Annotated in this window: 19 protein-coding genes and 1 rRNA gene; 1 reads left to right on the top strand and 19 read right to left on the bottom strand. The window is 48.2% G+C overall.

Translation table 11 applies throughout. The annotated features are described in order from the left end of the window. Positions 1–282 precede the first annotated feature (282 nt). Both NSQ20_RS00410 and NSQ20_RS00405 read right to left on the bottom strand, forming a co-directional pair. A 16S ribosomal RNA gene (locus tag NSQ20_RS00410) occupies positions 283–1835 on the bottom strand. A gap of 438 nt (positions 1836–2273) precedes the next feature. After that, positions 2274–2825, bottom strand: a complete 552-nt coding sequence (locus NSQ20_RS00405) for a hypothetical protein (protein ID WP_036606096.1) — start codon at positions 2823–2825, stop codon at positions 2274–2276. 86 nt (positions 2826–2911) lie between these two features. On the opposite strand from NSQ20_RS00405, the gene NSQ20_RS00400 reads away from it, so the two are divergent. Next, positions 2912–3502, top strand: coding sequence for a TetR/AcrR family transcriptional regulator (locus NSQ20_RS00400; RefSeq protein WP_340032974.1), 591 nt, complete (start codon positions 2912–2914; stop codon positions 3500–3502). An 86-nt stretch (positions 3503–3588) separates the two neighbouring features. Here NSQ20_RS00400 and NSQ20_RS00395 read toward each other — a convergent pair whose 3' ends face one another. The 17 genes from NSQ20_RS00395 to nadB form a co-directional block, all read right to left on the bottom strand. Next, complete coding sequence (locus NSQ20_RS00395; RefSeq protein ID WP_340031575.1) at positions 3589–4926, bottom strand: TrkH family potassium uptake protein; 1338 nt, start codon at positions 4924–4926, stop codon at positions 3589–3591. A 204-nt stretch (positions 4927–5130) separates the two neighbouring features. Further along, positions 5131–6642, bottom strand: coding sequence for a lysine--tRNA ligase (gene lysS / locus NSQ20_RS00390; RefSeq protein ID WP_339196341.1), 1512 nt, complete (start codon positions 6640–6642; stop codon positions 5131–5133). Between the two features lie 116 nt (positions 6643–6758). Then, on the bottom strand, positions 6759–7238 hold the full coding sequence (gene greA / locus NSQ20_RS00385; RefSeq protein WP_036606099.1) for a transcription elongation factor GreA: 480 nt from the start codon (positions 7236–7238) through the stop codon (positions 6759–6761). A 251-nt stretch (positions 7239–7489) separates the two neighbouring features. Then, positions 7490–8509, bottom strand: coding sequence for a tRNA dihydrouridine synthase DusB (dusB, locus tag NSQ20_RS00380; RefSeq protein WP_340031574.1), 1020 nt, complete (start codon positions 8507–8509; stop codon positions 7490–7492). A gap of 96 nt (positions 8510–8605) precedes the next feature. Continuing rightward, a complete protein-coding gene (locus tag NSQ20_RS00375; RefSeq protein ID WP_047844502.1) occupies positions 8606–8809 on the bottom strand; it encodes a helix-turn-helix transcriptional regulator in 204 nt (67 codons plus the stop codon). Further along, positions 8761–9309 carry a 2-amino-4-hydroxy-6-hydroxymethyldihydropteridine diphosphokinase gene (gene folK, locus NSQ20_RS00370; protein WP_036606102.1) on the bottom strand — a complete coding sequence of 183 codons (549 nt, stop codon included), beginning with the start codon at positions 9307–9309 and terminating at the stop codon, positions 8761–8763. The genes NSQ20_RS00375 and folK overlap by 49 nt, the downstream gene beginning before the upstream one ends. 9 nt (positions 9310–9318) lie before the next feature. After that, positions 9319–9681, bottom strand: a complete 363-nt coding sequence (gene folB, locus NSQ20_RS00365) for a dihydroneopterin aldolase (protein WP_036606103.1) — start codon at positions 9679–9681, stop codon at positions 9319–9321. 117 nt (positions 9682–9798) lie between these two features. Next, on the bottom strand, positions 9799–10662 hold the full coding sequence (gene folP, locus NSQ20_RS00360) for a dihydropteroate synthase (protein ID WP_340031573.1): 864 nt from the start codon (positions 10660–10662) through the stop codon (positions 9799–9801). Continuing rightward, positions 10659–11543 (bottom strand): aminotransferase class IV, encoded by an 885-nt coding sequence (locus tag NSQ20_RS00355; protein ID WP_100528136.1) that lies wholly within the window; start codon positions 11541–11543, stop codon positions 10659–10661. The genes folP and NSQ20_RS00355 overlap by 4 nt, the downstream gene beginning before the upstream one ends. Before the next feature lies 1 nt (position 11544). Further along, a complete protein-coding gene (gene pabA / locus NSQ20_RS00350) occupies positions 11545–12120 on the bottom strand; it encodes an aminodeoxychorismate/anthranilate synthase component II (RefSeq protein ID WP_036606106.1) in 576 nt (191 codons plus the stop codon). A 70-nt stretch (positions 12121–12190) separates the two neighbouring features. Beyond that, entirely contained in the window at positions 12191–13798 is a 1608-nt protein-coding gene (locus tag NSQ20_RS00345) for an anthranilate synthase component I family protein (RefSeq protein ID WP_340031572.1), read from the bottom strand. Positions 13799–13937: 139 nt separating this feature from the next. After that, a complete protein-coding gene (gene cysK, locus NSQ20_RS00340) occupies positions 13938–14876 on the bottom strand; it encodes a cysteine synthase A (RefSeq protein WP_036606108.1) in 939 nt (312 codons plus the stop codon). 345 nt (positions 14877–15221) lie between these two features. After that, positions 15222–16172: a peptidyl-prolyl cis-trans isomerase gene (locus NSQ20_RS00335; protein ID WP_340031571.1), complete on the bottom strand. Its 951-nt coding sequence runs from the start codon at positions 16170–16172 to the stop codon at positions 15222–15224. Positions 16173–16195: 23 nt separating this feature from the next. Then, a complete protein-coding gene (hslO, locus tag NSQ20_RS00330) occupies positions 16196–17116 on the bottom strand; it encodes an Hsp33 family molecular chaperone HslO (RefSeq protein ID WP_047844508.1) in 921 nt (306 codons plus the stop codon). Positions 17117–17189: 73 nt separating this feature from the next. Continuing rightward, a complete protein-coding gene (locus NSQ20_RS00325) occupies positions 17190–17960 on the bottom strand; it encodes a type III pantothenate kinase (RefSeq protein ID WP_036606111.1) in 771 nt (256 codons plus the stop codon). Positions 17961–17966: 6 nt separating this feature from the next. Then, a complete protein-coding gene (nadC, locus tag NSQ20_RS00320; RefSeq protein WP_047844509.1) occupies positions 17967–18833 on the bottom strand; it encodes a carboxylating nicotinate-nucleotide diphosphorylase in 867 nt (288 codons plus the stop codon). Beyond that, on the bottom strand, positions 18830–20470 hold the full coding sequence (gene nadB / locus NSQ20_RS00315; RefSeq protein WP_047844510.1) for an L-aspartate oxidase: 1641 nt from the start codon (positions 20468–20470) through the stop codon (positions 18830–18832). The genes nadC and nadB overlap by 4 nt, the downstream gene beginning before the upstream one ends. Between the last annotated feature and the right edge of the window lie 14 nt (positions 20471–20484).

Genomic DNA, 20484 nt, shown 5'->3' with positions numbered 1-20484 from the left:
CCTTGTTTTGCTTGCGCAAAGCCAAAAGTCGCTCTCACCCGATACCATCACAAAAGCAATTTGACTACCGTTTTTATTGAAACTTGTTTAACACAAGTTCAGCTAAAAAGGAATGTTCTAATTCGCGTTTGTTTCGTTTCGATATCTAGTTTTCAAAGAACAAGCTCCATGCAAAAGCAAGCTGTTTGAGAGTTTGAGCTCTCAAAACCGAACAACGAGTGAGTGTTTTGCAGCTAAGCTGCATATTTGAATGTTTCCGTTGCAGGAAACGATTCTCCATAGAAAGGAGGTGATCCAGCCGCACCTTCCGATACGGCTACCTTGTTACGACTTCACCCCAATCATCTATCCCACCTTCGGCGGCTGGCTCCTTGCGGTTACCCCACCGACTTCGGGTGTTATAAACTCTCGTGGTGTGACGGGCGGTGTGTACAAGACCCGGGAACGTATTCACCGCGGCATGCTGATCCGCGATTACTAGCAATTCCGACTTCATGCAGGCGAGTTGCAGCCTGCAATCCGAACTGAGACCGGCTTTGTTGGGATTGGCTCCATCTCGCGATTTCGCAGCCCGTTGTACCGGCCATTGTAGTACGTGTGTAGCCCAGGTCATAAGGGGCATGATGATTTGACGTCATCCCCACCTTCCTCCGGTTTGTCACCGGCAGTCTATCTAGAGTGCCCACCCGAAGTGCTGGCAACTAAATATAAGGGTTGCGCTCGTTGCGGGACTTAACCCAACATCTCACGACACGAGCTGACGACAACCATGCACCACCTGTCTTGAATGTTCCGAAGAAAAGGTACATCTCTGCACCGGTCATTCAGATGTCAAGACCTGGTAAGGTTCTTCGCGTTGCTTCGAATTAAACCACATACTCCACTGCTTGTGCGGGTCCCCGTCAATTCCTTTGAGTTTCAGTCTTGCGACCGTACTCCCCAGGCGGAGTGCTTAATGTGTTAACTTCGGCACCAAGGGTATCGAAACCCCTAACACCTAGCACTCATCGTTTACGGCGTGGACTACCAGGGTATCTAATCCTGTTTGCTCCCCACGCTTTCGCGCCTCAGCGTCAGTTACAGCCCAGAGAGTCGCCTTCGCCACTGGTGTTCCTCCACATATCTACGCATTTCACCGCTACACGTGGAATTCCACTCTCCTCTTCTGCACTCAAGTCACCCAGTTTCCAGTGCGATCCGGGGTTGAGCCCCGGGATTAAACACCAGACTTAAATGACCGCCTGCGCGCGCTTTACGCCCAATAATTCCGGACAACGCTTGCCCCCTACGTATTACCGCGGCTGCTGGCACGTAGTTAGCCGGGGCTTTCTTCTCAGGTACCGTCACCTTGAGAGCAGTTACTCTCCCAAGCGTTCTTCCCTGGCAACAGAGCTTTACGATCCGAAAACCTTCATCACTCACGCGGCATTGCTCCGTCAGGCTTTCGCCCATTGCGGAAGATTCCCTACTGCTGCCTCCCGTAGGAGTCTGGGCCGTGTCTCAGTCCCAGTGTGGCCGATCACCCTCTCAGGTCGGCTACGCATCGTCGCCTTGGTGAGCCGTTACCTCACCAACTAGCTAATGCGCCGCAGGCCCATCCCCAAGTGACAGATTGCTCCGTCTTTCCAGTTTCCTTCAGGCGAAGAAAACAATTATTCGGTATTAGCTACCGTTTCCGGTAGTTGTCCCAAACTTGAGGGCAGGTTGCCTACGTGTTACTCACCCGTCCGCCGCTAACTATCAGAGAAGCAAGCTTCTCTTCAAGTCCGCTCGACTTGCATGTATTAGGCATGCCGCCAGCGTTCGTCCTGAGCCAGGATCAAACTCTCCAATAAAGTATTGAAAAGAGCGATAAGCTCATTTTGAATCTGACGAGATTAAAAATCTCATTTGTGCTCCAGTCGATCCAAGCCAAGGCTTGTCTCAAACTTTCGCGTTCATTCTGCAAGCAGAATGTTTACTCACTCGTTGTTCAGTTTTCAAAGATCAAACTTATTTTGTTACCGAATGTCGTTCTCTTCAGCAACTTTTATATCTTATCACATCCGAACCAACTTTGCAAGCTCTTTTTTTAAGTTTCTTTCGAAGCTTATTTCATTTGCTTGCCGCACCGTGTAAACCGTGTTTTCTTGGCCGGAATTAGAATATACCATGTACAGATATTGAATGCAAGTCTTTTTTTGAAACTATATTAACAATCGGATTGATCTAATACGGACGTACATATGGTATTCTCCCAACTTAGCAAGTTCATACACACGTCCATTTTTACTTTAACGTTTAACATTCCTAGCAGGAACCTTTCTTGGCCATAAACTGTAACTAAAGCTTATCAGAAAATCGATACCGAGTATCATTCCCCACACTCTGATCAGATTATTGAAGACAGCTGTACGTTCAGCATCTCCAATCCACCATATCATGGCCAATAAAAAAGCACTTCCTATAGCCCAAGCCAATAGATGTCTAAACCATCCACTACGCTCACGACTCGCATGTTCTCTACCATATAACTTGTTACTACGAGGGTTTTCTCCACCTTTGAACCAATATAGGAAATATCGATCCGCCCAAGCGATCATCTGGTGACCATAGGCAATGCTTACTCCTATATACACCGCAGCTATACCATGAATCATACTTGCTGTAGCTCCTCGCTGGAGATCCATAACTGTAGCTACCAGCAATAACAGATCGATAACCGGCGTCGCCATTAACAAACCGATGCCTATTCGCTTCATGCCAAGGAGATACCTGACACTCAGACCTGCGAACACAAACACCCAAAAGGCAATCTCACAACCTATAATGAAATAACCAATCATTTCAGCCTCTCCTTTTTTGATACAAATGTATTAAATATAATTTAACACGTGTGTACTATAATAATCAACAGTGATATAATATGCCTATGCCTAAAATTGTTGATCACGATAAACAGCGCGTGCTCGTGGCCGAGGCAGCTTGGCGTATTATACGAAGAGATGGCATGGAACAGGCCTCTGTTCGGAATATTGCTGAAGAAGCTGGAGTTTCGGTTGGTTCGATGCGTCACTACTTTTCTACTCAATCGGAACTACTACGATATGCCATGAATTTGGTATCTGAACGGGTGTCTCATCGAGTCCAAAAAATGTCCTTCACCGGCTCTCCCATGGACAATATGAAATGCCTATTGCTCGAATTCTTACCAAACACGGAAGAAAAACTGGCCGAAATGGAGGTGTGGTACGCTTTTACAGCCAGAGCGAATACCGATCCTACACTCAAAGAACTTGCTAATACCGTATATAATGAACTCAGACAAGCTGTAGGCTCTGTTATCACCTACCTGATAAAGCTCGACCTCTCCAGACCCGATCTGGACAAAGAACTGGAGATCGAGAGATTGTATGCACTGGTAGATGGCTTAGGCATACATACCGTGCTTAGACCGGATCAGATGAATGCCAAGCTCATGGACGATGTTCTCACTTTGCATCTTGCTTCCTTGTGTCGTTAAACCAAAAAAAACCGCAGCACATTCGTTGTGACTAAGGCCCGTTACGATAACAGGAGTTAGTTCTGAATGTCTGACGGTTTTTCTTTTTATCCGATAATGATCCGGCCTTCCGGATGACGATACAGTTTCTTCTCTTTGCGCGGACGAAGAGCATACGCGATGGTTAATGGCCCGATCCGACCTACAAACATGGTAAAGGTAATAATAATTTTTCCCCAATTGGTCAACTCATCAGTCACTCCCACAGAAAGACCCACGGTACCGATTGCGGATGCAGCTTCAAACATCAGTGAAAGGAATGGCGCATCCTCTGTCGTAAGCAGAAGCATCACCACGATCATGAATATGATCAGAGAAACCATAATAATGGTCAACGCCCTCATCAGCAGTTCTTTCGGAACACGCTGGCGGAAAAACACAATATCCTTATTTCCCCGAATCATGGCATACACCGCACCAATCATGATCAGGAATGTAGTCGTCTTGATTCCGCCCCCCGTCGATCCTGGGGAAGCCCCGATAAACATCAGCAGAATGAAGAAGAATTGGGTAGCCTGCCTCATCTCCGTGATATCGATTGTGCTCGTTCCCGACGAACGTGTAGAGACAGACTGGAAGAAGGACGCATAGATCTTCTCGCTCCATGTGAGTGAAGCCAGTGTATGTCCATTGGTGAATTCGAAAACAAACAACACAATCGCTCCTATACCGATCAGCGCTCCGGATACAGACAGCACCAGTTTGGACTGAAGAGACAAACGGCGGCGTTTGCGATACTCGAACAGATCATTTAATACAACAAAACCCAGTCCACCAGAGACAACGAGCACAGAAGCAGTCAAATTGAATATCCAGTCTCCGGTGTAGTATTGAAAGCTGTTGCCGAACAAATCAAAGCCGCCATTATTAAACAATGAAACGGAATGAAATATTCCATAGTATACGGCCTGACCCAATGGCATCTCCGTTGCCCAGCGCAGCGCAAGTATGACAGCAGCCACCCCTTCAATGGTAAAGGAGAAAATCAACACCTTGCGGATAATGCGTACTATCCCTTCCATACTGTCTGCATTAATGGCTTCTTTGAGTAATAACCTGTCCTTGAGTGAGATTCGCTTGCCCAATACAAGCGCAAAGAGGGTAGCCATGGTCATGAATCCGAGTCCACCAAGCTGCATCAGTACCATAATGACGAACTGACCAAACAAATTAAAGGTCGTCCCTACATCCACAACGACAAGTCCAGTTACACATGCGGCAGAGGTGGATGTAAAGAGCGCGTCAATAAACGCCAAATGCATACCGCTTTGGTTGGAGATTGGCAACATGAGAAGCACCGTTCCAATCGCAATGATAAGCAGAAAACCACCGACCAGAATTAACGGAGGAGATAAGAATTTGGCAAAGTGAAGCCTGAACTTCATGAAGGGCACCTCTTTTAACAAAAATACGAACAGGTTGATCTAACAATTTCAAGACGCGGTGTTACCCTAATGATGTGCTGTGAGCAAAGGCCTTCTGACAAACTTTATTTTTAGCGTCTATGTAAACCTAAAGAGGAACTTGCCCCAGCATGATACTGAACGGCAGGTTCCTCTTCTATTATGAACGTATCCTACGTTCCTTATTTAATCTTGCGTACGAGGACGCATGTGCGGGAAGAGCAGTACGTCACGAATCGACGGGGAGTTGGTAAGCAGCATGATCAGACGATCCACCCCGATTCCCAATCCGCCTGTTGGTGGCATACCATATTCGAGCGCACGGATGAAGTCGTCATCCATCTCATGAGCTTCGTCGTTCCCATGTTCTTTCTCCAGCATCTGTGCTTCAAAGCGCTGACGCTGATCGATTGGATCATTCAGCTCTGTGAAGGCATTGGCATGCTCGCGTCCAACGATGAACAATTCGAAGCGATCCGTAAAGCGCGGATCTACATCATTTTTCTTCGCTAGTGGTGAGATCTCAAGAGGATGTCCCATAATGAATGTCGGTTGAATCAACGTCTCTTCTACAAATTCTTCAAAGAACGCGTTCAGAATATGACCAAATGTCATATGTTTTTCAACCGGAACCTTATGTTCCTTCGCCAAGTTGTGTGCTTCCTCATCCGTCATGTGTACGGAGAAGTCTACGCCTACAACTTCCTTAACTGCATCCACCATCGTAACACGGCGCCACTGTGGCGTAAGATCTACTTCATAATCTCCATACTGGATCACTTGCGTACCCAGTACTTCCTGTGCAATATGAGCAACCAGGTTCTCCGTCAATTGCATAATATCCTTGTAGTCGGCATATGCCTCATACAATTCAATCATGGTGAACTCCGGATTGTGACGTGTGGACATACCTTCATTCCGATATACACGGCCGATCTCATATACCTTCTCCAGCCCACCAACAATCAGACGTTTCAGGTGAAGTTCAATCGCAATCCGCATGTACAGTTCCATATCAAGCGCATTGTGATGTGTGATGAACGGACGTGCTGCCGCTCCTCCTGCGATGGTATGCAACGTAGGTGTTTCCACTTCCAGATATCCAAGGGAATCCAGGTAACGACGCATCGATTGAATGATTTTGGAACGTGCGATAAAGGTCTGTTGTACGTCCGGGCTCATAATCAGGTCAACATAACGCTGGCGGTAACGCAGCTCTACGTCAGTGAGACCATGGAATTTATCCGGAAGCGGATAGAGCGATTTGGACAGCACTTCAATATCTTTCACTTTTACAGAAGTTTCACCTGTTTTGGTCTTAAAGATCACACCTGTTATTCCAACGATATCGCCAAGGTCCAGCAAGCTAAATGCCGCATACTTGTCTTCAGGCACGCTATCCTGACGAACATAGATCTGGATTCTGCCGCTCAGGTCCTGAATATGTGCGAAGCTTGCTTTACCCATTCCCCGCTTCGCCATAATCCGTCCGGCAATACTGACTTCGATGTGCTTCTCTTCCAGCTCTTCCTTGGTCAGTTCTTCATACTTCTTCAGAATGGAGCCGGCTTCTTCGGTACGTACGTATTTTTGGCCAAAAGGGTCGATTCCCAATTTGCGGAGCTCGTCCAATTTGTCACGGCGAATTTGTAAAAGCTCGCTAAGTTCGGTTTCCTGATTCAAGACTTCATCCGTCATGATCTGTATTCATCTCCTTATTTACATTGCAGGCATCGCGAGAGGTAGTTTTTCCTCTAATGTTGAAAAAGCTTCCCTAAGGAAGCTTTTGTTTACCGTGCCCAACTGCTTCGTTGCTATAGCTTTTTAATGTCCATAATTTTATATTGAATTACGCCAGCAGGCACACTTACATCAACAACTGTACCTTTTTTCTTGCCGAGAATCGCTTTACCTACAGGGCTCTCGTTCGATATCTTGTTCTGAAGCGGGTCTGCCTCCGCAGTACCTACAATCGTATATTCCGTGATGTCGCCAAACTCCAGATCTTCTACAGTGACGGTTGCACCCACGCTTACGGCATCGGTATCGATCTCGTCGCTGTTAATAATCCGCGCGTTACGAAGCAATTTCTCCAACGTGATTACACGTCCTTCGATGAAAGCTTGCTCATTCTTCGCGTCTTCGTATTCAGAGTTTTCACTGATATCTCCATACCCGATGGCTACCTTAATCCGTTCAGCCACTTCGCGGCGCTTCACTGATTTCAATGTTTCCAATTCTTCTTCCAGCTTCTTGAGTCCTTCTGGTGTAAGGATAACTTCCTTGTCGCTCATCTCAACCGATTCTCCTGTCATGGGAATAAATTTGATTGTACGGCAACGGAATCAGTGCTTGTTACAGAGCTCCGCTCGCATACATCTTCAAAACTATATGAAGTTCTCCAGAGGAATAGAATATTCCTCCTGATGCTATATCCTTATTAACGCACATGGCGAATTTATACTGAGAAATTATAGGGGAACGATCTCGAAAAGTCAATGTTACGTCCCCTATAGGTGTAAACGTTTTACAGATGCGTTTATAATTAAGATGCATTTCCGGTGATTACCGGTTCTGACTCCAAATTACCTTCGCTTTTCAGCTGACTCACAAAGTTCTCCAGAATCTGTACCATCTCGTCCCGCTTGGTTCCTTCCATAATAACATCCTTGATGCGGGCGGATCCTTTCAGGCCTTTCAAATACCAAGCCAGATGTTTACGCATCTCGCGTACGGCAACTGTCTCATTCTTCAATGCGATCAGTCGATCCATATGCAGGATGGCAACACGGATCTTCTCTTCGCCATTCGGGTCAGGAAGCAATTCCCCCGTGCTTAGGTATTGAATGGTACGATACAGCATCCATGGGTTACCCAGGGCGGCACGACCGATCATAACTCCGTCACAACCCGTTTCATCCAGCATACGGCGTGCATCCTCTGGTGTATGGACATCACCATTGCCGATCACTGGGATAGAGACAGCTTCTTTTACATCTTTGATGTGTGACCAGTCAGCTGTGCCTGTATAGAGTTGCTCACGCGTACGGCCGTGTACACTTACCGCCTGTCCACCAGCTCGTTCAACCGCGAGTGCATTCTCCACCGCGAAGATATGCTCGTTATCCCAGCCGATACGCATCTTGACCGTCACCGGCTTCTCCACCGCGTCCACAACAGCGGATACCATCTCATAGATTTTGCTCGGATCAAGCAACCAACGTGCACCGGCATCACATTTCGTTACCTTTGGCACAGGGCATCCCATGTTAATATCGATGATGTCTGCATTGGTTTCTTTGTCCACGATTTTGGCTGCTTCTACAAGGGAATCACGATCTCCCCCAAAAATCTGAAGGCTCAGCGGTTTCTCACGCTCATCTACAAACAACATCTCACGCGTACGCTGGTTGCCATGGACAATGGCTTTGCCACTCACCATCTCCGCGCATACGAGGCCTGTTCCGAATTCTTTTGCGATCAAACGAAAAGCCGGATTACATACGCCAGCCATCGGCGCAAGTACGACCTGGTTTTTCATTTCAATGCCACCAATGTTAAGCACGGTAGTCGTTCCACTCCTTTTTTAATTCTGTATATATCACGATATAAAGTTCGATCGGTGTCTTGGTTGTTGTAACATGGCGAAACCGAAACGGTCCTAGTTGCCCCGCAGCTCCTCGATACTGATTGCCAGCACACCAGCAATTCGATCGAGTTCTTGCTGTGATACCTTACGGTTTCCCCGTTCAATGGTTCCCAGAATGGCCAGCGAGATGCCGGTCTCGGCCGCAAGTTCATGTTGTGTTAAACCTTTCAGCTTCCGGAATGCCCGGATTCGGTTGGCCAATTGCATGTTTTCCAAAGCTGTATTCCATCCTTTCCATCCAGTACAGACAACGATGAGTGTACAAAGGTATACAAACCTGAAATCTCGCCCTCCGGTACGATATCCGACAGTGGGACCAGCACAAAAGCCCGTTCTCCCATACGAGGATGAGGCAATTGAAGCAATTCGGTATCTCGCGTCTCACCTTGCATCCAGAGCAGATCCAGATCAACGGTGCGCGGTCCCCAGCGAATATCACGAACACGGCCAAGCCGATTCTCGATATCCAATAATTCCGTGAGCAACTGCTCAGGTGTCAGCATCGCCTGTACGGCGACTGCCATATTCAGAAATGCAGGCTGATCTACATATCCTACAGGCTCCGTCTCATATAGTGCAGAACAACGCAGAACGGATATATGAGGGTGTTCATCCAGCAAAGACAATGCTTCAAACAGCGTCTGTTCCCGGTCACCCAAATTGGCCCCTAAAGCAATATAAGCCTCTGAAGATTCAGAGGTCGAATGTGCAATCATGATCGGTTCTCACTTTCTTGTGCGGCGAAGCTCTACCGTTACGCCCTCAAAATGAATATCAAATGGCGGATGTGGCTTCGTCACCTTGACTGTCAATGCATTGATAATAGTATAAGTGTCTAGTAAAGAAGATGCAATATGTTCGCCCAAAGCTTCAATTAACTGGAATGATTTATTCTCTACAATCTGTTTTACCAGCTCATGGATCTCCGCATAATTAATCGTTTTGGTCAGATCATCGTTACGTCCGGCCTCACCCAGGTCCATATCAATCTCCAGATCAATATAGTACCGCTGCCCAAGCTTCCGTTCTTCTGCAAAAACACCATGATATCCGTAATACTCCATACGATGCAATACCATTCTATCCATACGATCCGCCTGCCCTCTATATATATTGAAATTTTAATCTATTTGAAGTCATGCCTTAGCTTCGCCTTTGAAAAACGCTGCGCTTCCACTGGACGGGTCACCAGGGACCCGCCAACATTATTTCCTCCGTATACCCGGAGAAGCATATAACATGGCAGCACACATGTCTGCCGTCCGCCGAATCGGCTTCACATCATGAACCCGAACCATCTGGCACCCTTGGGCAATGCCAAATGCAACGGTCGCAGCCGTTCCTTCCAGTGCATCATCCGCCCCGACATTCAGGGTGTTCTGGATGAATCTTTTACGTGAGGTGGCTAGCAGAACGGGATACCCCATTTCATTGAGCAAACCGAGCGATGACATGAGCTTCAGATTTTCTCCGAGATCCTTCACAAAACCAATGCCCGGGTCCAGGATAATTTGCTCTGCTTTCACGCCAGCTGTTAACGCAATCTGTATGCTCTCCTGCAAATCGCTCACGACATCACTCAGATAATCGGTGTAATTCCGATCCTGCCGATTATGCATCAAAATGATGGGACACCCCAGTTCGGCTGCCGTGCGGGCCATATCTGGATCTGCCTTAGCACCCCACACATCATTAATAATATGAGCACCGGCCAGAATAGCCTGACGTGCAACATCGGCCTTATACGTGTCTACCGATATTGGAATGTGCGGGGCTTGCTGATGCAAGGCTTCAATAACCGGAATAATCCGGCTAAGCTCTTCATCGGCGCCCACGACATCTGAACCTGGCCGGGTGGACTCCCCGCCGATATCAATCAGGTCCGCCCCGTCCTCCATCATCTTCTTGGCATGGGCAACCGCCCGCTCCACGTTGGTATAACGTCCACCATCCGAGAATGAGTCAGGCGTGACGTTAAGAATGCCCATAATCTGTGTTCTTGTACCCAGCTTCAATTCAGCTGGCCCCCATGCATAGTTCCGTTCATAAATGACAGGTGTAAGTGTCATGAAGTATACCCCGCTTTCTGCCGGTACATACCCAGAAGGACTGCTGTAACCGGGCCAATATGTCCGTTGCTAATTATCGTTTCGGCTCCGTCCTGATCCCGCAGAGTTGTCACCGGAACCAGTTCGGCCACCGAGCCGGTTAGAAATATTTCATCTGCTTGCAGGAGATCCTCCCAGGAAGCTAACGTTTCTATGCAGGGGATTCCTTGCTGCGAGGCAATCTCCATTACCACAGCTCTCGTGATACCCGGCAGAATGCCGGTTGAGAGTGCTGGCGTGTAGAGAACATTTTCCCGTACCCAAAACACATTGCTGACGATCCCTTCCGCTATATGACCATCCCGGGTTAATTGTAGCCCTTCTGCACCCTGCACATGCTGCCCGTATCCATTAAGCTCCCGTTTCGCCAGAATACTGTTCATGTAATGCAGCGACTTGAACCGAACTTCTCCTTCGGGCGTGTTGCGAGGTGTAGACAACCGTTGAATCATTTTTCCACTCTCATATAAAGAGGGAGAAGGATCAGGTAATGCTTTTGCCAGTAAAATATGATTCGGCTTCGAATAATCACCAGAAGGTAAGCCTAGCGGTGCTTCACCGGCTGATACCGTGTATCGCACATACGCATCCCGAAGTCCGTTCGCATCCATCAAACGTTGAAGCCCACCTGTCACCTCTGCGGCGGTCGTTGTAAAAGGAATGCCAAGTTCCTTACACCCCGAAGCCATGCGCTCCAGATGCCGTTCCAAAAGATATGGGACACCTTGATACGTCCGGAACGTCTCAAACAGTCCAAGTCCGTACAAAAAGCCGTGATCCGTTACAGGAACCACGGCCGCCGCCATATTGACCAACTCTCCGTTTATCGCGGCATATTGCATGTTAAACCTTCACTTGTTGGGACAAAAAGTTACGAAGCATCTGATGACCATGGTCTGTAATAATGGATTCCGGGTGGAATTGAACCCCTTCAATCGCATATTCTTTGTGACGCAGACCCATAATTTCACCTTCAGCTGTCTCCGCTGTAATCTCCAGGCAGTCAGGCAAGCTGCTGCGCTCCACAATCAGGGAGTGGTAACGGGTAGCTGTGAATGGAGATGGCAATCCGGCAAATACCGATGTTCCATTGTGGTGCATCTCGGATGTTTTGCCGTGCATCATACGCTCCGCACGAATGACATTGCCACCAAACGCTTGTCCAATGGACTGATGCCCCAGGCACACACCAAAGATCGGAATGCTTCCCTTGAAATGATCGATGACTGCCAGACTAATGCCCGCTTCATTCGGTGTACACGGGCCCGGAGAGATCAGAATATGATCAGGTGCCAGTGCCTCTATGCCTGCCAGATCAATCTCGTCGTTGCGGCGAACTTCCACCGTCTCGCCCAGTTCACCCAGATATTGAACCAGGTTATACGTGAAAGAATCGTAATTATCGATAACCAGTATCATATGCCTGCTCCTCCTCATCTTCCGTCAATGCAAGTGACGGTTGCTTCGTTTTATTTTATTTTAGTTTAGTTTAGTTAACAGCTTCTGTTCTTTTCGCTTGTTCTTGTTCAATAGCTCTGCTTGCTTCCGCCTCTTCGCTGTAATTCACAGCTCTCATCATGGCTCTTGCCTTGTTGCGGCATTCCTTGTATTCCCGATATGGATCGGAATCAATAACAATCCCTGCCCCGGCCTGTACATAACCAATACCGTCCTTAATGGCAAGTGTACGAATGACGATGTTCAATTCCATATTCCCACTGTAATCCATCCACCCGATGGAACCCGTATAAGGCCCACGCCGCACAGGCTCAAGTTCCTCGATAATCTCCATGGTGCGGACTTTTGGGGCTCCTGTAATCGTTCCACCCGGGAATGTCGCAGCAATCACATCAAATACGGATAAACCTTCTGCCAGCCTGCCTTCCACCTGGGAAACGAGATGCATGACATGGGAATACTTCTCGATAGTCATCAATTCAGGCACATGAACCGAACCATAGGCCGCAATCCGTCCGATATCATTCCGTTCCAGATCAACGAGCATAATATGCTCCGCCCGTTCCTTCTCACTGCTGAGTAGTTCATCCGCCATAGCTTTGTCCTCTGCTTCATCCCGGCCCCTTCTTCGGGTCCCTGCGATGGGACGTGCACTGACTTTGCCATTCTCCACTTTGACCAGAAGCTCGGGAGATCCGCTTACCAGTTGAAAGTCTGGACTACGCAGCATTCCCATATACGGTGATGGATTCACAAGGCGCAGCCATTCGTAAATATGCTCAGCGCTCGAATGAAGCCGCTTTTCCTGTCTCAAGGACAGGTTCACCTGGAACACATCGCCCTGCCTGATATATTCCTGTACCGTACGCACAGCTTGTTCAAAGTCCTCCTGGGGAAAGGAGGTTTCCCATCCTTCCGATTCCCTTTCCGCATCTTCAGGCTGCGGGGTACGATTGACCTGCTTGTTGCGGCGTTCCAGTGCCTGTTGTTGTTCCTCAGCCTGTGCAGCCCCCATAATATGAAGCCAACGTTTCTGCATCGCTGTCGCTCGTGCTTCTGCCGCTGAATATAGACTACGGATATCAGTTTCGTTCCGGTTAGGCTCTATAGCCAGATGAACCATGCAGAAAAGCGCCTGCTGCTCATGGTCATACGCCCATATTTCTTCAAAGCGCATCCACCAATAATCCGGTAGAGCCGGATTATCCTCAGCCAAGACTGGAAGCTTCTCCAATGATCTTGCTACATCGTAGCTGAGATAACCTGCGTATCCACCCCCAAAGTCTGGAGCCCCATTAACCTTGGGTGCGCTATACGGGGCAGTCCATCTCTTCAGTACATCAAGCGGCTTGCCGCTGTCCGTCAAGGTGGTTCCTTGCGTCACATCATGAATAACCGCTTCTTGACCTTTACCGGAAATTACAGATACGGGGTCTAACCCCAGAAATGTATATCTCCCGCCTTTGCCATTCTCCAGCACAATTGCGTATGGTGACGCCTGCTCCCAAGCTGCCTCCCACGATAACGGTAAACCGCCATGATACGGTCCCTCATCCGACTTCGTGATATAGGGCATCATGGTCCAGCCTTGTTCAGCCCACTCCATCCAGTCGGCGTATGTTGTCATCAGGTGTGTCATTGCGGTGTGCCGCCCTCCATATGTCGCTAGTTCTATTGTCTGATAGTATACTAAAGCGCCGCCCCTTTTAAAAGCATTACGCCAAAAATCCTCCATACCCGTTAACGGGCAAGGAGGATTGATTTTGTCATTTGTAGACTTAGCCTTCGAAGTTATAAAGAGGTGTGCTGAGGTAACGTTCGCCGTTACTTGGCACGATTACGACCACGCGCTTGCCTTCACCCAACTGTTTCGCAACCTGAAGACCTGCACGGATCGCCGCACCGGAAGAAATACCGGACAGGATGCCCTCTTCCTTCGCTACCTGACGAGCCGTCTCGAATGCATCATCATTCTCAATGTGAATGATCTCATCATAGATTTCCTGATCCAGAATCTCAGGGATAAAGTTGGCGCCAATCCCCTGGATCTTATGTGGTCCTGGTTTGCCGCCCGCCAGAATTGGCGAAGCTGCTGGCTCAACTGCAACAATTTTAATACCAGAGAAAGCTTCTTTCAGCACTTCCCCTACACCTGTAATTGTTCCACCTGTACCGATTCCTGCAACGAAAGCATCCAACGTACCGCCTACAGATTGAATTGCTTCAACAATCTCAGGGCCAGTCGTTTCACGGTGGATCTTCACGTTGGCTTTATTTTTAAATTGCTCAGCCATGAAATAGGAAGGGTTTTCTTTCAGCAGTTCTTCGGCTTTTTTAACAGCACCATTCATGCCTTCAGCTCCAGGTGTAAGCACAAGCTCAGCACCATACGCACGAAGCAAGTTGCGACGCTCCAAGCTCATCGTCTCAGGCATTACAATAACGGACTTGTAGCCTTTGGCTGCAGCCACCATCGCGAGTCCAATTCCCGTGTTACCACTTGTTGCTTCAATAATGGTATCACCTGGTTTTAGCTTGCCTTCTTTTTCCGCTTCTTCCACAATGCTAATTGCGATACGGTCTTTCACGCTTGAACCTGGATTCTGGTACTCCAGCTTCACGAATACTTCAGCACTGCCTTCAGGTACGATACGGTTCAGACGAACAAGCGGAGTACCTCCGATGAGTTCTGTTACGTTATTAACTACTTTAGCCATATGAATGCCCTCCTTAGTGGATGAATAAAACTTGAGTCCTGTTAACCTATACTGTGCGGCCGGTAGCCTCTAGCTGTTATAGAAGAACTGCGGAAATCCTGTTGATCCTATCCCTTACTGCCAAGATTTCTAGCAGGGCGGAGGTTTCCGAAAGTTTCTTTGTTCATAAATAAATCTTTTATATCCGAGTAAACGAGTAGGTATTTATTATTTTCATCTTATCAACGTTAACCCTTATTGTCAATATGAGTACTCAAAAAAAAATACTCTGCCTTTGGCCCTAAGACCGCAGACAGAGTATTTTTATCAAGATGCAGCAGTACGAGACAATCTTTTCCATTGCATTCAGGAGGCAGGAATCTCGGACAGGATTACGGCTTCATACTTGTTACGCAGCATTTGCTCTACCTGCGGCAACGGATCAGCCTGACTCAGAGCCAGTTGCATTCGAATCTCCTCACGGACTTCTTCGGCCGATTGCACCTGGCGTTCTTCTTTATCATTAAGTCTGATAATAACATAACCTTCTTCCACTCGAACCGGTCCGGCAATATCGCCTACATCCAGCCCGGCAGCAAGTTGAAGGATTTCTTCTGACTGGAATGGATCATTCCGCTCAATCCACCCCAGCCTCCCACCAGCGTCACGAGAGAAGCTGTCTGTCGATTGCTTGCGAGCAGCTTCTTCAAAGTCCTCCCCCTTCTCCAACGCATCCAGTAAGGAATTGGCTTCATCTTCTTCCTTCACTACGATGATGGACAAGTCATATTTCTCGGGGGAAACGTAATCCTCACGGTGTTCAGTCCAGTAATGCTCAATATCTGCATCCTTGATCTGTATGCTGATCGTTGCGATTTTCTCAAGCAGCAGCCTGTAGCCGGCTTCCAACTCAAGTTCCTGTTTCGACAGACCCAATTGAGACTTCATTTCGTCAAAATATGATTTCTCTGAATCATACCCATCCATCGCGGCGGCAAGTTCTCTTGCAATCTCTTGGGGAGTGACGATCAGCTTGCGTTCGATTGCTTCGGCATATACTGCTTTACGGTTTAACATCTGGAGTAATAACTCACTGCCGTAACGTCGTTTCAGCGCATCGGTCCACTCTTTGTCCGTGATAACTTCTCCGTTGATCGTCGCTACGGTGCTTCCTTCTTCCGTATTAGCATCATGGGATGCATCTGCCTCGTCTTTGCCCTGTCTGAGACCATGCATAGCCATCACACTACCCATGACCAGCATACCTAGCGTCAAGACAATTACAGCCGTCCACAACCCTTTTTCCTGTCTTGTCATTCCGCATCCCGTCCCCGCATAGATCAGTTCTTGGCTTGCTCTAGGATGGTCTCAAGTTGTTCTTTGTTAAAGTCATAGGCTTCATTACAGAATTGGCAGACCACTTCAGCCTGGCCCTCTTCTTCAATTAATTGCTCCATCTCCGTTTGGCCCAGGCTGATTAATGTCTTCTCTACCCGCTCACGTGAACACTCACAGCTAAAATGAATATCCAATCCTTCCATCACTTGTACATCTGGCAACAATCGGCGAAGCAACTCTTCCAATTCAAGTCCCTGCTCCAGCAACGTCGTCACTGGCGGCAACGTACTAATGGCGTTTTCGATCGCCGTGATCTCTGGATCTGTCAATCCCGGCAACAGCTGCATAATGAATCCACCTGAGACAATAACGGAATTATCCGTATCAACGAGCACACCAACGCCTACAGCAGAAGGTGTTTGCTCCGATTGCGCAAAGTAGTACGTGAAGTCTTCGCCCAGTTCTCCTGAAATAATAGGCACACTGCCACGATATGGTTCTTTCAGTCCCAAATCCTTCGTTATGTTGATGAAACCTTCCGTTCCAACCGCGCCTGCAACGTCCAGTTTCCCCACACTATTGCTTGGCAAATGTACATGCGGATTAGAAACATATCCTCGTACTTCGCCTTTCGCATTGGCATCAGCTACAATCTGTCCAATGGGCCCATCACCGTTGACTTGTACCGTTAACTTCTCTTCACCTTTAAGCATTGCACCCATAATGGCTGCTGTTGTAACCGTACGCCCCATGGCAGCTGTAGCCGTGGGAAACGTATCGTGTCTTCTGCGTAGTTCCTCAACCAGTTCCGTAGTCTGGATAGCAAAGGCTCTTACCTTTCCATTCATTGCTGTACCACGAATTAACCGGTCATGCTTGTTGTTGTTTTCCAAGTCATTCAGCCTCCTTTGGCGTATCGCCATAATAGTCGTAACACAGAAAAAACGGCACAACACTTAAGCTGTAATCTCAGCCCGCTGTATGCCGTCACTATGCTCACCTTTCCCGGTTCCGCTCATATATAATACGCAGCCCTTCAAGCGTAAGCAGCGGATCAACTTCCTCTATACTACGGGTTTCTTCTGCGATAAGTGTAGCGAGACCACCCGTCGCGATAACTCGGGGCTTCGCTCCCATCTCCTCGCGAATACGTTCTACAATACCATCTACCTGCCCTGCATAGCCATATATAATACCTGCTTGCATGGCATGAATAGTATTACGGCCAATAACCTTTTTAGGTTTCTCCAGCTCTATACGAGGCAACTTGGATGCCCGCTCATAGAGCGCTTCAGTGGCGATCTGAATGCCAGGTACAATAGCTCCCCCCAGATAGTGGCCTTTCTCGTCAATACAGTCAAAAGTCGTTGCGGTACCGAAATCGACCACGACGAGAGGGCCGCCATACTTCTCAACGGCTGCCACTGCATTAACAATACGATCTGCACCCACTTCACGAGGGTTCTCGTATCGCAGATTCAAGCCAGTTTTGATACCAGGCCCAACGAGCAAAGCTTTTTTGCCTACATACTTCTCACACATCGCTTCAATTACATTCACCAGTGGCGGAACCACAGATGAGATGATGACACCTTCGATGTCACTTGCCCTGATGCCGGACATATGAAATAAATTATAAATCAATACGCCGTATTCATCCACTGTTGACTGACGTGATGTACTCAGACGAAAGTGGTGCAGCAATTCCCGGCCTTGATATACGCCGAGCACCATATTGCTGTTCCCCACGTCTACAACTAGAATCAAAGAGGTTCACCCCTCTTTCTTTTCATTTAAATCCAGACTAATATCCAGGCTCTCAAAGGAATAGGTTAACCTGCCAACCGAAATTACATCCACACCACTCTCTGCAATACCACGAATGGTCTGAAGAGACACGTTACCGGATGCTTCAACCTTCACATGAGGAGCCTGTTCACGAATAAGTTCAACCGCTTCACGCATCCGCTCTGGATGCATGTTATCCAGCATAATGATATCTGCCCCGGCTTGCAAGGCTTCTCTCACCTGCTCCAGATTTTCAGTCTCCACTTCAATCGTCATCGTATGTGGGATAACGGTTCGCGCACGCTGTACCGCCTCGGTGATTCCGCCTGCACCCTTGATGTGGTTATCCTTAATCATAACGGCATCGTACAGTCCAAATCGATGATTCGCTCCGCCACCCACGCGCACCGCGTATTTCTCAAGTAGTCGGTGGCCCGGCGTTGTCTTACGTGTATCCACGAGCCTGGTCTCAAGACCATCCAGCACATCCACGTAGGCACGCGTACGCGTAGCTATTCCGGACATACGTTGCAGCAAGTTAAGTGCCAGTCGTTCCCCCGTAAGCAGTGAATGTGTACTTCCCTCTACCTCGGCCAAAATCGTGCCATGGGTGACCTGGTCTCCGTCTGTTACCTTCGGTGTAAATACAAGATCAGGATCAACGACTTGAAATACAAGTTCAGCTACGATCATGCCTGCAATAATACCATTGTCTTTGGCGTGTATAATGGCCTTGGATTGGTTGCCTGCCGGGATCGTCACACTTGTTGTAACGTCACCTGCACCAACATCTTCACGAAGCCAGTTTTTGATCGATTCGATAAGCCCTTCATTATATCCATTCAGTATCATGACATCAATTCCTCCACAATCGCTTGTTCTCGCTGTTGCAGACTATGCTTCTGCCACACAATATCATCACGCGCCGGGAAATCCTCACGATAGTGAGCCCCCCGACTCTCCTCGCGGTGTAATGCCCCGCTGGTAACTAACCAGGCACAGGTCAGAAGGTTGGCATACTCCAGCTCTTCCTTATGAGTGAGTGTCTGATCAAAAAATTGCAATTCCTGTTGCAGCTTGTCCATGGCCTTCTGCAGGTCCTCACCATTCCGGCGCAGGCCTACCTGACGAACCATCATTTTCTGTAATCGTAAACGTCTTTCGGATACCGGCTTTTGCTCTTCCGTGATCTTATTGACCTTGTTATTCATGTCCACAGATGAATGCGCAGCCCCTCTTACTTGTAATAAACCAAGCGGAGGGAGAGATTGAATACGATCAACAATTCTCCGCCCAAATACAATCGCTTCTGATAAAGAATTGCTTGCCAGGCGGTTGGCTCCATGCACTCCTGTAGAAGACACCTCGCCACAAGCAAATAATCGGGAGATGCTGCTCTCTCCACTTAAATCCGTTTTCACTCCACCCATCATGTAATGGGCAGCAGGTGCAACGGGAATCCAGTCCGTTGTCATGTCTAATCCATAACGCATACAAGTCTCATATATGGTAGGGAACCGATGCTTGATCATCTCTGGCTGTTCATGTGTAATGTCCAAGTACACAAAGGTACTGTTGGTGGACTCCATCTCACTAACAATCGCTCGTGCCACGATATCTCGTGGGGCCAGTTCAAGCTGGGCATGATAACGATCCATGAAGCGCTCACCCTTCACATTGCGCAAATATGCTCCTTCGCCGCGTACGGCTTCTGACACAAGGAAACGCGGGGCCCCAGGGTAACATAGAGAGGTGGGGTGGAATTGGATAAATTCCATGTCACGAACAATAGCCCCAGCCCGATAAGCCATGGCTACACCATCGGCAGTAGCTACATCCGGATTCGTCGTGTATCGGTACAGTTGTCCTGCCCCACCAGAACAAAGAACGGTTGCCTGTGCCTTCACGAACACTTGCGATCCGTCATCCTTCTGAACCAGAGCGCCAATGCATTCCCCTCGATCTCGATCCGTAATCAGGTCAACAACAAAATGCTCATCCCAAACTTCAATCCCGGGATGCTCATTCACTTCAACAGCAAGCGCACGTACAATCTCATATCCTGTTGCATCTCCGTTGGCATGCAAAATACGGCGGTGGCTATGCGCACCTTCCTGCGTCAACGCCAACTCGCCGTTCTCCAGATCAAATAAAGTACCCAAACGAATCAGTTCCTTCACTCCGTCCGGCCCCTCATTCACCAATACCTCTACCGCTTCGGAGCGGCATAAGCCCGCTCCTGCTACAAGTGTATCCTGCAAGTGGTAAGCAGGTGAATCATCCTCAGCAATAACCGCAGCGATGCCTCCCTGCGCATATCTGGTGTTACTTTCAAGTAATGACTTCTTCGTGATCATTAATACACGTTGTTGTCCACTTGCCTTAATGGCAGTAAACAAACCAGCAATCCCTGAGCCTATAACCAGTACATCCGTCTCTACCATGGGTAGCGCAGACAGATCAAAATCAACTAAATATTGCGGTATCATGTTATTCACCTGTC

It is taken from the genome of Paenibacillus sp. FSL K6-1122 (assembly GCF_037977015.1).
In the GTDB taxonomy this organism is placed as follows: Bacteria; Bacillota; Bacilli; order Paenibacillales; family Paenibacillaceae; genus Paenibacillus; species Paenibacillus amylolyticus.
Note: the sequence above shows the minus strand (reverse complement) of the source record. Positions and strands in the feature narration are given on the sequence as shown.

Coding starts and splice junctions, on each gene's coding strand:
- NSQ20_RS00405 (WP_036606096.1), bottom strand. CDS start 2,825: ATGATTGGTTATTTCATTATAGGTTGTGAGATTGCCTTTTGGGTGTTT.
- NSQ20_RS00400 (WP_340032974.1), top strand. CDS start 2,912: ATGCCTAAAATTGTTGATCACGATAAACAGCGCGTGCTCGTGGCCGAG.
- NSQ20_RS00395 (WP_340031575.1), bottom strand. CDS start 4,926: ATGAAGTTCAGGCTTCACTTTGCCAAATTCTTATCTCCTCCGTTAATT.
- lysS (WP_339196341.1), bottom strand. CDS start 6,642: ATGACGGATGAAGTCTTGAATCAGGAAACCGAACTTAGCGAGCTTTTA.
- greA (WP_036606099.1), bottom strand. CDS start 7,238: ATGAGCGACAAGGAAGTTATCCTTACACCAGAAGGACTCAAGAAGCTG.
- folK (WP_036606102.1), bottom strand. CDS start 9,309: ATGATTGCACATTCGACCTCTGAATCTTCAGAGGCTTATATTGCTTTA.
- folB (WP_036606103.1), bottom strand. CDS start 9,681: ATGGATAGAATGGTATTGCATCGTATGGAGTATTACGGATATCATGGT.
- folP (WP_340031573.1), bottom strand. CDS start 10,662: ATGACACTTACACCTGTCATTTATGAACGGAACTATGCATGGGGGCCA.
- NSQ20_RS00355 (WP_100528136.1), bottom strand. CDS start 11,543: ATGCAATATGCCGCGATAAACGGAGAGTTGGTCAATATGGCGGCGGCC.
- pabA (WP_036606106.1), bottom strand. CDS start 12,120: ATGATACTGGTTATCGATAATTACGATTCTTTCACGTATAACCTGGTT.
- NSQ20_RS00345 (WP_340031572.1), bottom strand. CDS start 13,798: ATGACACACCTGATGACAACATACGCCGACTGGATGGAGTGGGCTGAA.
- cysK (WP_036606108.1), bottom strand. CDS start 14,876: ATGGCTAAAGTAGTTAATAACGTAACAGAACTCATCGGAGGTACTCCG.
- NSQ20_RS00335 (WP_340031571.1), bottom strand. CDS start 16,172: ATGACAAGACAGGAAAAAGGGTTGTGGACGGCTGTAATTGTCTTGACG.
- hslO (WP_047844508.1), bottom strand. CDS start 17,116: ATGGCGATACGCCAAAGGAGGCTGAATGACTTGGAAAACAACAACAAG.
- nadC (WP_047844509.1), bottom strand. CDS start 18,833: ATGATACTGAATGGATATAATGAAGGGCTTATCGAATCGATCAAAAAC.
- nadB (WP_047844510.1), bottom strand. CDS start 20,470: ATGATACCGCAATATTTAGTTGATTTTGATCTGTCTGCGCTACCCATG.